Source organism: Pseudomonas sp. AL10, assembly GCF_029960685.1.
Lineage (GTDB): Bacteria > Pseudomonadota > Gammaproteobacteria > Pseudomonadales > Pseudomonadaceae > Aquipseudomonas > Aquipseudomonas lactis.
This window is the reverse complement of the sequence record NZ_JASBQZ010000001.1, coordinates 121320-133045: the sequence shown is the minus strand read 5'-3', so window position 1 is coordinate 133045 and position 11726 is coordinate 121320. Positions and strand designations below refer to the sequence as shown.

Sequence of the window (11726 nt, the reverse complement as noted above, 5' to 3'; positions counted from 1 at the left end):
GGGCAGTTATTACTCGGTGACAGCATTCTTCGCCAGGATGGCGTTAGCCAGTTCCATGTCCGTGGCTTGGAGGCCAGGGTTGTCGGCGCGGACCTTCTGCATCGCCGCTTCCAGGTACGGGCCGCGAATGCCGCCGTCGCTGGCGACGAAGCTGCCTGCGTCGTCCTGGGCCGCGACCACCAGCTTGTGGTCCTTGAACGTCAGGTAAGTCGAGCCAGTGGTGGCGCCCGACGAGATGACATTACGCCAGAAGCTATCGGCCATGGCTGAGCCGACAGGTAGGGAAAGCACAGCGAGGGTTGCGACAGCATATTTGAGACGCATGATGGGTGACTCCGGTGGGTTATCTGTACGTTTTGATTGTAGTTAACCCGATCCAGTTCCATCACTGACTAAACAGTTTCAACCTTTAAAATCACCCCATCCTGCCCAACCACGCGGACTTGAGCGCCCACGGGGGCGTCGGCACCGGTGACCATCCACACGCCATCGCCGACTTTGACCTTGCCGCGACCATCCACAATGGCTTGATGCACCACGAAAGTGCGCCCCACCAACTCTGAACCGCGCTCGTTCAACCCCGGTTGATCACTGGCCTTGGCGCTGCTGCGTTGGCGTTTCCACCAGTACACGGCAGTCAGTATCGACAACATCGCAAACAGCAGCAGTTGCCATTCCAGCCCGAGCGGTGGGAACAGGAACTTGATCACGCCCACGGCAGCGGCGGCGATACCCATCCACAGCAGGTAGCCTCCGGCACCGAACACCTCGAGAATCAACAGCACGGTGCCCAGTGCCAACCAGTCCCAGAACGACAAATGCAGCAGGAAGTCCCACATGGTGATGGCCTCAGCCTTTCTGGTTGCCGAAGGTTGCCTTGACGATTTCGCCGATACCGCCCACGGCGCCAATCACTTGGCTGGCTTCTAGCGGCATCAGGATGACCTTGCTGTTGTTGGCCGACGCAAGCTTGCCCAAGGCGTCGATGTATTTTTGCGCGACGAAGTAGTTCACCGCCTGCACATTGCCGGACGCGATGGCTTCGGACACCACTTGTGTCGCCCGCGCTTCGGCTTCAGCCTGACGCTCACGTGCCTCGGATTCCAGGAACGCGGCCTGGCGGCTGCCTTCGGCTTCAAGGATTTGCGCTTGCTTTTTGCCTTCCGCTGTCAGGATCGCCGACGCCCGCAGGCCTTCTGCTTCGAGGATCTGTGCACGCTTGATTCGCTCGGCTTTCATCTGGCCGGACATGGCGGCCATCAGGTCGGCGGGCGGGCTGATGTCCTTGATCTCGATACGGGTGATCTTGATGCCCCATGGCGCAGTGGCTTCATCCACGGTGCGCAGGAGTTTTTCGTTGATGCCGTCACGCTGGCTCAGCATGGCGTCCAGCTCCATGGAGCCGAGTACGGTGCGGATATTGGTCTGCAGCAGGTTGCGGATAGCATGTTCGAGGTTGTTGACCTCATAGGCGGCCTGGGCGGTGTTGACCACCTGGAAGAAGCACACGGCATCGATCTGCACGGTGGCATTGTCGGCGGTGATGACTTCTTGAGGCGGGATATCCAGCACGCTTTCCATCACGTTGATCTTGCGACCGATGCGGTCCATGACCGGGATGATGATATTCAGGCCGGGTTTCAAGGTGTTGGTGTAGCGGCCGAAACGCTCGACGGTCCATTGGTAGCCCTGGGGCACCACTTTGAAACCCATGAACAGGATGGCGATGGCCAAGCCTACGAAAAGAAGCAGTACGGTTCCGATCTGCATAGCGATTCCCTATCTGAAGGTGTCAGTGAATGACATTAGGCCGATTGTAACGGTCTGGTCACGGATAAAGACGGTTTCATGCCCCAATAAACAAAGGATTTGTTTCTGAATCCCCTGGCGTGACCCGCAATACCTCCGTCATCGTGGTCAGCCCGGCCTTCACTTTCTCGATGCCGGCCATGCGCAGGCTGCTCATGCCCTGCGCCAGTGCTCCACGGCGCAGGGCTTGTACGTCCGCGCCCGGGGTGACCAGCGCCTGGAGGGCTGGGTCCATGAGCATGATTTCATACAGCCCGGCCCGGCCTCGATAACCGCTGTCACGGCATTGCGCACAGCCGACAGCATCAAAGCCGCCAGCGTCCTCCTGGCCCATGGGGCGCTTGCAGTGGCTGCACAGAACCCGCACCAAGCGCTGCGCCATCACGCCTATGAGCGTGGCTTTGATCAAATAGTGAGCAATACCCAGCTCTTGCAGGCGGCTGATGGCGCTGGGCGCGTCGTTGGTGTGCAAGGTCGATAGCACCAGATGCCCGGTCAGCGCGGCCTGGATAGCCATCTCTGCGGTTTCCTGGTCGCGGATTTCGCCGATCATGATGATGTCCGGGTCCTGGCGCAGCAGGGCGCGGATGCCGCTGGCGAACGTGAGGTCGATGTTGTGCTGGACCTGCATCTGGTTGAAGGCCGGCTCGACCATTTCAATCGGGTCTTCCACCGTGCACAGGTTGACCTCGCGGGTCGCCAGTTGCCTGAGGGTGGTGTAGAGGGTGCTGGTCTTGCCCGAGCCGGTTGGGCCGGTGACGAGGATGATGCCGTGGGTGCGTCGCGTCATGGCGTGCCAGCGTTGCTGGTCGGCGTTGGACAAACCCAACTGGTCAAAATCCTTGAGCAGCACCTGAGGGTCAAAAATTCGCATCACCAGCTTTTCGCCGAATGCCGTGGGCAGGGTCGAAAGCCGCAATTCCACCTCGATACCCGCAGGGTTTCGGGTCTTGACGCGGCCATCCTGGGGTTTGCGTTTCTCGGCCACGTTCATGCGCCCCAGGCTTTTCAGGCGGCTGACCACGGCCATGGTGACCTGCGGGGGAAATTGATAGACGTCATGCAGCAGCCCATCAATGCGAAAGCGCACCCGGCCCTGGTCGCGGCCGGGCTCAATATGGATATCGCTGGCCCGTTGGCCAAAGGCGTATTGCAGCAGCCAGTCGACGATGTTGACGATATGCGCGTCGTTGGCATCCGGCTCCTTGTCACTGGCGCCGAGGCTGAGCAAGTCGACATTGCCAGGCACCGTCATCTTTTGATCCGCACCGCTGACGGACTTGGCCAAGCGATAAAACTCGTTGATACAGCGTTGGATGTCCTGGGGGTTGGCAACCACGCGCTTGATCGTGCGTTTGAGCACCTGGGACAGCCCGGCTTCCCAGGCGGTGATATGGGGTTGGGCACTGGCGACCGTTACGCTGCGGGCATCCACGGCGACTGCAAGAATGCCGTGGCGCTGGGCGAAGGCGTGGGACATCAAGGGCACCACGGCCGCCACGTCGATCTGCAACGGGTCGATGCGCAGGTAAGGCTGGCCGACCTGCCGGGCCAGCCATTGGGTCAAGGTCTCCAGGCAAGGGCCCTGGGCTGCGATGCATTCCAGGGGGTGCTGGCTGGCGGGCGCTGGCACCACCTTTTGCGCCGCCTGCGCCGTGATCAGCCCTTGCTCGACCAGCGCCGGCAACAATTGCTGCAGTTCCAAGGGGTGATCGTGGGCGATGACGGGCATGCAGGTTTTCCTGGGCGGCTCGGGGTGTAATCCCAGGCTAGCCAACCGCTGAAGATCTGGCGTGCGCGTGTATTGCAGGTTTTTACTGCGCCATCGCCGCCAGCGCTTGGGGCCGCTCGGAATCAGCTGACCACAGCTCCAGGGTGCACACGCTGATCAGGTTTCGAATCTTTTCACCGATCACTTGGGCGCGGTGCCAGCTCAGGCCGGTCATCACGATATCGATGCTCAGCAGGTCGGCTTCCCGGTTCACGCTGACCTGGGTGGGCGTGAGCAATTGCAGCGCGAAGTAGTTCAGCACCCGGCACAGCACGTCCGGTTCGGCCTCGGCGACGATGTGATAGTGCGCCCGGCAGTGGCTGCTATTGGCCGCCCACGCATCGACGCGGGTGGCAGGGTAGGCGGTTTCGACGGCGTGCATGCTGACTCTCCAAATTCGACTGGAGGAATTTTTACATTCGCCTCGGGAGATTTCTTATCTAAGATGAGCCTGTTTGGCGATAAATCGACTCAATCAATTCAAGATTAGCCTATTAACAGGTACGTTTATGCACAGTGAGTTGGACGTCTACGACCGCCGCATCCTGGCCTTGCTGCAAGAGGATGCCTCGCTCTCCAGCGCACAGATTGCCGAGCAGGTCGGCCTGTCGCAGTCGCCGTGCTGGCGGCGCATTCAGCGGCTCAAGGACGAGGGCGTGATCCGCGGCCAGGTCACGCTGCTGGACCGCAAGAAAATCGGGCTCAACACGCAGATTTTCGCCGAGGTCAAACTCAACGCTCACGGTCGCTCCAATTTCACCGAGTTCACCGAGGCGATTCGCGGGTTTCCGGAAGTGTTGGAGTGTTATGTGCTGATGGGGGCGGTGGATTTTCTGCTGCGTATCGTCACCTCGGATATCGAGGCGTATGAGCGGTTTTTCTTCGAGAAGCTGTCGATGGTGCCGGGGATTCAGGAGGTCAACTCGATTGTGGCGCTGTCGGAGATCAAGTCCACCACCAGCCTGCCAGTATTGCGCTTGTAGGAGCGAGCTTGCTCGCGAAGAACGTTAACGATAACGCGGGAAGCCTGGCTCCCCACATCGCTCTCGGGTTTTTCGCGAGCAAGCTCGCTCCTACAGGTAGAGGGACTTACAGGCGCAGCAGGGTCTTCCAGGCACGGTTCTGATACACCGCAATCGCCTGGTGCATACGCGCATCCAGCGATTCATCGGTAATCGGCTGGTTGGCCAGGTGTGCCAGCTTGTTCAGCTCGCCGTACAAGCGGTCCAGTTCAGGAATGTCCACCACCTGGCGCGCATGGTGCAGCCAGGCCTGGATGCGTTCGATGCGCGGCAGTTGCTCGGCCAGGTCTTCCGGCTGTTGCTGGTAGCGCTGCAGTTGCAGGGCGACGGCGTCGTCGGCCAGCAGGCGTGGCAGCCAGTTGGTGATTTGCGCAGCGCCCTGGCGGTTGCCACGCACGTTACGTTCGGCTGTCCAGGTGCGAGCCAACAACCAGCGCGAGAGGTTGAGTGAGAACAGGCCCCACCGCACGTCTTGCAGCTCTTCGATGAACTGCTCTGGCGCGGCTTTGCGGATGTCTTCATCGTCGTCACCGGCCTGGACCAGCGGGCGCCAGTCTTCCAGCAACGCATCCAGGGCGCTGCGCAGTTCGCTGGTGGATTGGCGCGGCGCGGCCTGGCCGAGGCTGCCGATCAGGGCGCGCAATTCACCGAGGTTCTCGACCCAGTCTTGCAGCAGGCGCCAGTGGCCATTGAAGCGGTATTGCTCGGCCAGGCGCTGGCTGCTGCCCAGCAGGTACCACAGGATCGCGGCGAAGGCGTCGTCCAATGGCATTTCGGCGTGGATCTGTGGCGCCGGCAAGCTCAGGGAATAGCTACTGGCGTCATACAGGCGGTAGCCGCGTTCGGCCTTGCTGATGTCGCACGGCATCAGGGCCAGGGTCGCGGCCAGCTCGGCAGCCAATTCCAGCAGGGCAGCCGGTTCGCCTTCGCGCAATTCCAGCTCCAGTTCGCAGATTTCTTCTTTCTGCTTGCCGACCACCACGTGGCCCAGGTCCAGGGCGGCTTCGATCACCACCTTGGCCTTGCCACGGCCCCAAGCGATCTCGGCGCGTTCACGCACGAAGTCGGTGGTGAAGATCGGCTTGAGGGTCTTTTTGTCCAGCTCGGCCAGTTGCTCGGGCCAGCACTCGCCATCGAGTTTCTTCACGTCGAGCTTGGCTTTGGGCAGGTCCCAGTTGTATTCGTTGCGTTCCGACAAGCCGGCGACGCTTTGGCCGCGGGTCTTGAGGGTCTGGATGATGTCGTCACCGTCCTTGCGCAGGCGCAGGGCAACCTTGGCCTGGGCCAGGTCGCGCTCGGGGGTATCGAAGTACTGGTTCATCAACTCACGGCGTTCCCAGCCACTTTTGTTGCGTTTTTTCAGTAACGGGTGCTCACGCAGCGCGGCGAGTGTTTCGCGGCTGACGCGTAGCTTGATTTCGGTTTCTTTCTGCATGGCCGGAAAATCCAGGATCGGGAGCGCAGCCGGGGAAAAGTGTGGCTGCCAAGGTCGTGCAGTGTACAGGACTGAGCCCGGCAACGCGCCGCAACGGTTTATTGTGTTGCGCAGATGCCTCTATAGTGAGGTTCATCCGGGAAGTTGGGAGACCGCGCATGCCGTTACCGTCCATGAAAGAGCAGTTCGCCGCCTTGATCGCCGCGCCGTCGGTGAGTTGCACCCAGGCGTCTCTCGACCAGAGCAACCGCCCGGTGATCGACCTGCTCGCCGCTTGGCTGGGCGATCTGGGCTTTGCCATCGATATCCAACACGTCAGCCCCGGCAAATTCAACCTGTTGGCCAGCTTCGGCAGCGGCCCCGGTGGCCTGGTGCTGGCGGGGCATAGCGATACCGTGCCGTATGACGCGGCGCTGTGGAAAACCGACCCGCTCAAGCTGACGGAAGTCGATGGCCGCTGGGTAGGGCTGGGCAGCTGTGACATGAAGGGTTTCTTCGCCCTGATCATCGAAGCGGTGTTGCCGCTGCTCGACCAACCCTTCAAGCAGCCGCTGTTGATTCTTGCCACTTGTGACGAGGAAAGCTCCATGTCCGGTGCCCGTGCGCTGGCCGAGGCGGGGCGCCCGCTGGGTCGCGCAGCGGTGATCGGCGAGCCGACCGGGCTCAAGCCGATCCGCCTGCACAAAGGCGTGATGATGGAGCGCATCGACATCCTCGGGCGCAGCGGCCACTCGTCGGACCCAAGCTTGGGCCACAGCGCGCTGGAAGCCATGCATGACGCTATTGGCGAGTTGCGCGGCCTGCGCCTGGCCTGGCAGCGCGAGTACCGCAACGCGCAATTCAGCGTGCCGCAGCCGACCATGAACTTCGGCTGCATTCACGGCGGCGACAACCCCAACCGCATCTGTGGCCAGTGCTCCCTGGAGTTCGACCTGCGACCCCTGCCGGGCATGGACCCCGAGGTGCTGCGCGCCGCGATTCGCCAGAAGCTCGAACCCGTGGCCGAGCGGCATAAGGTCAAGATCGACTACGCGCCGTTGTTCCCCGCAGTGCCACCCTTTGAGCAGCCCGAAGACGCCGAGTTGGTGCGGGTGGCGGAACGTTTGACCGGTCATCGTGCCGAAGCAGTAGCGTTCGGCACCGAAGCGCCTTATCTTCAGCGCCTCGGTTGCGAAACCCTGGTGCTCGGCCCTGGCGACATTGCCTGCGCCCACCAGCCGGGCGAATACCTTGAAATGTCACGCTTGACGCCTACAGTGCGTCTATTGCGGGAACTGATCGAACACTACTGCCTGAAACCTGCATAAATTAACCCCTGCCCATTCGTACATAAGGAGAGTGAGCGTGTCGCCAAGCCTGTTCCGACGATAACCATCAGCCGCTGTGCGCTTTCACGATTGATCCTTTATTTGGCTGCTTTTTATTACAGGCCCAGGTGTTATGCCCGAATACGTCAATTGGCTTCGTCACGCTTCGCCCTACATCAACGCCCACCGCGACTGCACCTTTGTGGTCATGCTGCCCGGCGATGGTGTGGACCACCCCAACTTCGGCAATATCGTCCACGACCTGGTGCTGCTTCACAGCCTGGGTGTGCGCCTGGTGCTGGTGCACGGCTCGCGCCCGCAAATCGAAACCCGCCTTGAAGCACGCGGCCTTACCCCGGCTTACCACGAAGGCTTGCGCATCACCGATGCCGCGACGCTGGAATGTGTGATCGACGCGGTTGGCCATCTGCGCATTGCCATTGAGGCGCGCTTGTCCATGGACATGGCGTCCTCGCCGATGCAGGGCTCGCGCCTGCGTGTGGCCAGCGGCAACCTGGTTACCGCGCGGCCAATCGGCGTGCTGGAAGGCGTGGACTACCACCACACCGGCGAAGTGCGCCGGGTCGATCGCAAGGGTATCAACCGCCTGTTGGACGAACGCTCCATCGTGCTGCTGTCGCCCCTGGGGTATTCGCCTACCGGCGAGATCTTCAACCTGGCCTGCGAAGACGTCGCCACCCGCGCCGCCATCGACCTGGGTGCCGACAAGTTGCTGCTGTTCGGCGCCGATCCCGGTCTGATCGATGAGAACGGCCGCCTGGTGCGTGAATTGCGCCCACAACAAGTGCCTGCGCACCTGCAACGCCTGGGCAGCAACTATCAAGCCGAACTGCTCGATGCCGCTGCTGAAGCCTGCCGCGGTGGAGTAGGGCGCAGCCATATTGTCAGCTACGCCGAAGATGGCGCCTTGCTCACTGAACTGTTCACCCGCGACGGCGGCGGTACGCTGGTGGCCCAGGAGCAATTCGAACTGGTGCGCGAAGCGGCGATTGAAGACGTCGGCGGTTTGCTGGACCTGATCAGCCCGCTGGAAGAGCAGGGCATTCTGGTGCGCCGCTCGCGGGAAGTGCTGGAGCGTGAGATCGAACAGTTCAGCGTGGTCGAGCGCGAAGGCATGATCATCGCCTGCGCAGCGCTGTATCAGATTGCGGATTCGGATGCGGGGGAGCTGGCGTGCCTGGCAGTGAACCCGGAGTACCGCCACGGCGCGCGCGGCGATGTGTTGCTCGAACGCATCCAGACCCGGGCACGCGCCCAGGGCTTGAAAACCCTTTTTGTACTCACCACCCGTACGGCCCACTGGTTCCGCGAGCGCGGCTTTGTACCCAGCAGCGTAGACCGCCTGCCGTCGGCGCGGGCGTCGCTGTACAACTATCAGCGTAACTCCAAGATCTTCGAAAAAGCCCTGTAAAAGATTACTGCTCTGTGTGGGAGCTGGCTTGCCTGCGATAGCGGCGCCTCGGTTTATCTGAAGGACCGAGTTGCTGGCATCGCAGGCAAGCCAGCTCCCACACTGGACCGCGCTTTTATTCTGGGATGAATTTATCGGTCACGTAGGCCGAATAATCCGGCAGCACCGTCTCCACCTTCCCCTGTTCCTTCAAGAACTTCGCCGTCTCCCCAATCGCCTTCGCCGTGCCGCCCTTGAGCAACGCAGCGGTTTGCTGTGCCTGCGCATCCGGAAACGTTGTGCCCGCCAACAGCTCCGGAATGTCGTCGGCATTGGAACCTGTCAATTTGGCGATTTTTTGCACCGGCTCGGAATCCACCGTCCAGCTGTCTTTGTGGGCGGCATAGTCGGCAAAGGCATCCAGGGTGACCTTGGCGAACCTGGCCACTACGTCAGGATGTTTTTCCGCGAAATCCTTGCGCGCCACCCACACCTCAAACGTCGGCGCGCCCCATTGGCCCACCTGCGCCGCGTCTGTGAGGGTCTTGCCGCTCTTGCGGATTTCGCCCAAGGCCGGCGACCACACGAAAGCCCCATCAATATCGCCGCGTTTCCAGGCAGCGGCGATTTCGGCCGGTTGCAGGTTCACCACTTTGACTTGCTGGGTGTTCAGCCCCCAGTGTTTCAGCGCGCCGAGCAGGCTGTAATGGGAGGTCGATACGAACGGGGTGGCGATGGTTTTGCCGATCAGGTCTTGGGGGTTGTCGATGCCACTGCCGTTGCGCACCACCAGGGCTTCAGAAGCGTTGATCTGTGCCGATACGATAAACGCCACAATCGGCAGGTTGCGCGACGCCGCCGCCGCAAGCGGGCTGGAGCCGAGATTGCCGATGTGTACATCACCCGAAGCGATGGCCGTGACCACCTCTGGCCCGCTATTGAAGCGGCGCCAGGCGATTTTTTCGCCAATGGCTTTTTCGTAGAGGCCGTCGGCCTGGGGAACCTTGCTGGGATCGATGCCGGTCTGGTAGCCCACCGTCAGGTCGGCGGCGTTGACACCAAAAGAAAGTAATAGCGATACAAAAACTGTAACAAATTGACGGGAGGATGTGCGTTTGGCCATGATGGCGTCGCCTTTTTGATCGTGAGTGACGTATGCAACCGTACGACCACACTAATCGATCTAAAAAAGCACCAGTAAATACCCTTTAGGAATTAGCTTATGGAGCGGCGCGTCTATCCTGACCGGCCAGCTTCACGGAAAGACTTATTCCTGGATCGTATGAAAAAGAATGAAATAATTCTTTTTGGGTGTATGAAAAACTCATTACCCTGCAGGGACCAAATCAACTGCGATTAGACGAAGGTAGTAGACACACAAGGTTACGATTGACTTGGTAGTCACTATCTGGCGCTAATCGCGCATCTGTGGATCGAGGGCGTCAGACCCGAGACCAAAGAAATACAAAAATTAGAAATGAGAGGAGCGGTACATGAAGAAGTCCACCTTGGCTGTGGCTGTAACGTTGGGCGCAATCGCCCAGCAAGCAGGCGCTGCCGGTTTCATCGAAGACAGCAAGGCCACACTGGGCCTGCGTAACTTCTACATCAACACCGATAACCGCGAAGGCACGGCCAACCCGAGCCGCAACGAAGAATGGGGCCAAGGCTTCGATCTGCGTTTCATCTCCGGTTACACCCAAGGCACTGTTGGCTTCGGTCTCGACGCTATCGGCCTGTTGGGCGTTCGCCTGGATTCGGGCGGCGGCACCAACGGCGCGACTGCCAGCTCCTACGGCGGCACCATCTTCCCGAGCAAGTCCAATGGCGAAGCCGTTGATAACTACTCGAGCCTGGGCCTGACCGCCAAGGCCAAGATCTCCCAGACCGAACTGAAGTTGGGTACCTTGCAGCCTAAGCTGCCGGTCATCGTCACCAACGATGGTCGTATGCTGCCGCAGACCTTCCAGGGTGGCCAGATCACCTCCAGCGACATCAAGGACCTGACCCTGGTTGCCGGCCAGATCGAAAAAGCCAAGGGCCGTAACTCCAGCAACAACGAAAGCCTGTCCATCTCCGGCGCCAACAGCCGTGGCGTGAACTGGCGTTCGAGCAACAAGTTCTACTACGCCGGTGGCGACTACAAGATCACCAAGGATCTGACCGCCCAGTACTACTACGGCAACCTGGAAGATTTCTACAAGCAACACTTCCTGGGCCTGACCCACAACTGGGCTATCGGCCCTGGCGTGCTGAAGTCTGACCTGCGCTACTTCAACAGCTCCGACGATGGTAACAACGGCAACCAGTCCGCTTACTTCTCGACGGGCAACTACGGCGGCGTGAACTCCGGCCGTGGCAAAGTCGACAACAACCTGTACAGCGGCCTGTTCCTGTACTCGGTAGCCGGTCACACTTTTGGTGGCGGTTATCAGGTCAGCAACGGCAGCAGCGACTTCCCTTGGCTGAACCAGGGTGACGGCTCGTCGGCTTACATCACCACCGACATGCAGATCCAGAAGTTCGCCCGTGCCGGCGAGCGTACCTGGCAAGCTCGCTACTCCTACGACTTCGCCAAAGTCGGCGTACCTGGCCTGACCGCGGGTGTGGTTTACCTGAAGGGCGACCATATCGACACCGTCTCCAGCAACCGTACCGAGTTCACCGGCCAGTCCGAGTGGGAACGTGACATCACTGTTGCCTACGTTGTACCGGAAGGTCCGCTGAAGAACGTCGGCGTAGCGTGGAAAAACGCTATGTGGCGCAGCGACATCGCCAGCGCGCGTAACCAGGACGAAAACCGCTTGATCGTCAGCTACTCGATCCCGCTTTTGTAAGACTGTAAAACCTTGCCCGGCGCAATGCCGGGCAAGGTGTCTTGCTGTTCAAGTCGGGCTCAACCCCCGCAAGCCCTTCCTGAACCCCTCTTTTTTGCAGCGTCTCAAGGCCTTCTCGAACCTTGAAAGCGATG

Annotated in this window: 11 protein-coding genes; 4 read left to right on the top strand and 7 right to left on the bottom strand. The window is 60.5% G+C overall.

The genetic code is table 11. The features are described from left to right. Window positions 1-9: 9 nt before the first annotated feature. From QK296_RS00645 to QK296_RS00625, 5 genes are all read right to left on the bottom strand, one after another. A complete protein-coding gene (locus QK296_RS00645; protein ID WP_003176799.1) occupies window positions 10-324 on the bottom strand; it encodes a DUF2388 domain-containing protein in 315 nt (104 codons plus the stop codon). A gap of 68 nt (window positions 325-392) precedes the next feature. Then, window positions 393-839: an NfeD family protein gene (locus tag QK296_RS00640; protein WP_044269716.1), complete on the bottom strand. Its 447-nt coding sequence runs from the start codon at window positions 837-839 to the stop codon at window positions 393-395. 10 nt (window positions 840-849) lie between these two features. Beyond that, window positions 850-1770, bottom strand: coding sequence for an SPFH domain-containing protein (locus QK296_RS00635; protein WP_003195285.1), 921 nt, complete (start codon window positions 1768-1770; stop codon window positions 850-852). 76 nt (window positions 1771-1846) lie between these two features. Further along, entirely contained in the window at window positions 1847-3541 is a 1695-nt protein-coding gene (locus QK296_RS00630) for a GspE/PulE family protein (protein ID WP_078804020.1), read from the bottom strand. Window positions 3542-3623: 82 nt separating this feature from the next. Then, window positions 3624-3962, bottom strand: a complete 339-nt coding sequence (locus QK296_RS00625; RefSeq protein WP_044269712.1) for a hypothetical protein — start codon at window positions 3960-3962, stop codon at window positions 3624-3626. A gap of 127 nt (window positions 3963-4089) precedes the next feature. Here QK296_RS00625 and QK296_RS00620 point away from each other — a divergent pair, with 127 nt between their 5' ends. After that, window positions 4090-4563, top strand: coding sequence for an Lrp/AsnC family transcriptional regulator (locus tag QK296_RS00620; protein ID WP_153474430.1), 474 nt, complete (start codon window positions 4090-4092; stop codon window positions 4561-4563). Window positions 4564-4669: 106 nt separating this feature from the next. Here QK296_RS00620 and QK296_RS00610 read toward each other — a convergent pair whose 3' ends face one another. Then, window positions 4670-6037 carry a CYTH domain-containing protein gene (locus QK296_RS00610; protein WP_034134019.1) on the bottom strand — a complete coding sequence of 456 codons (1368 nt, stop codon included), beginning with the start codon at window positions 6035-6037 and terminating at the stop codon, window positions 4670-4672. A gap of 158 nt (window positions 6038-6195) precedes the next feature. On the opposite strand from QK296_RS00610, the gene argE reads away from it, so the two are divergent. Both argE and argA read left to right on the top strand, forming a co-directional pair. Then, the gene (argE, locus tag QK296_RS00605; RefSeq protein ID WP_003195275.1) at window positions 6196-7344 is read left to right on the top strand and encodes an acetylornithine deacetylase; all 1149 of its coding nucleotides are present in this window, start codon (window positions 6196-6198) and stop codon (window positions 7342-7344) included. Window positions 7345-7477: 133 nt separating this feature from the next. Continuing rightward, the gene (argA, locus tag QK296_RS00600) at window positions 7478-8776 is read left to right on the top strand and encodes an amino-acid N-acetyltransferase (protein ID WP_003195273.1); all 1299 of its coding nucleotides are present in this window, start codon (window positions 7478-7480) and stop codon (window positions 8774-8776) included. A 115-nt stretch (window positions 8777-8891) separates the two neighbouring features. On the opposite strand, the gene tauA is transcribed toward argA, so the two are convergent. Further along, window positions 8892-9878: a taurine ABC transporter substrate-binding protein gene (tauA, locus tag QK296_RS00595; protein WP_282390476.1), complete on the bottom strand. Its 987-nt coding sequence runs from the start codon at window positions 9876-9878 to the stop codon at window positions 8892-8894. A gap of 370 nt (window positions 9879-10248) precedes the next feature. On the opposite strand from tauA, the gene QK296_RS00590 reads away from it, so the two are divergent. Beyond that, window positions 10249-11592, top strand: coding sequence for an OprD family porin (locus QK296_RS00590; RefSeq protein ID WP_034134017.1), 1344 nt, complete (start codon window positions 10249-10251; stop codon window positions 11590-11592). Window positions 11593-11726 lie beyond the last annotated feature (134 nt).

Bases quoted from the DNA above. Each gene is read 5' to 3' on its own strand.
- QK296_RS00645 (WP_003176799.1), bottom strand. From the start codon at position 324: ATGCGTCTCAAATATGCTGTCGCAACCCTCGCTGTGCTTTCCCTACCT.
- QK296_RS00640 (WP_044269716.1), bottom strand. From the start codon at position 839: ATGTGGGACTTCCTGCTGCATTTGTCGTTCTGGGACTGGTTGGCACTG.
- QK296_RS00635 (WP_003195285.1), bottom strand. From the start codon at position 1,770: ATGCAGATCGGAACCGTACTGCTTCTTTTCGTAGGCTTGGCCATCGCC.
- QK296_RS00630 (WP_078804020.1), bottom strand. From the start codon at position 3,541: ATGCCCGTCATCGCCCACGATCACCCCTTGGAACTGCAGCAATTGTTG.
- QK296_RS00625 (WP_044269712.1), bottom strand. From the start codon at position 3,962: ATGCACGCCGTCGAAACCGCCTACCCTGCCACCCGCGTCGATGCGTGG.
- QK296_RS00620 (WP_153474430.1), top strand. From the start codon at position 4,090: ATGCACAGTGAGTTGGACGTCTACGACCGCCGCATCCTGGCCTTGCTG.
- QK296_RS00610 (WP_034134019.1), bottom strand. From the start codon at position 6,037: ATGCAGAAAGAAACCGAAATCAAGCTACGCGTCAGCCGCGAAACACTC.
- argE (WP_003195275.1), top strand. From the start codon at position 6,196: ATGCCGTTACCGTCCATGAAAGAGCAGTTCGCCGCCTTGATCGCCGCG.
- argA (WP_003195273.1), top strand. From the start codon at position 7,478: ATGCCCGAATACGTCAATTGGCTTCGTCACGCTTCGCCCTACATCAAC.
- tauA (WP_282390476.1), bottom strand. From the start codon at position 9,878: ATGGCCAAACGCACATCCTCCCGTCAATTTGTTACAGTTTTTGTATCG.
- QK296_RS00590 (WP_034134017.1), top strand. From the start codon at position 10,249: ATGAAGAAGTCCACCTTGGCTGTGGCTGTAACGTTGGGCGCAATCGCC.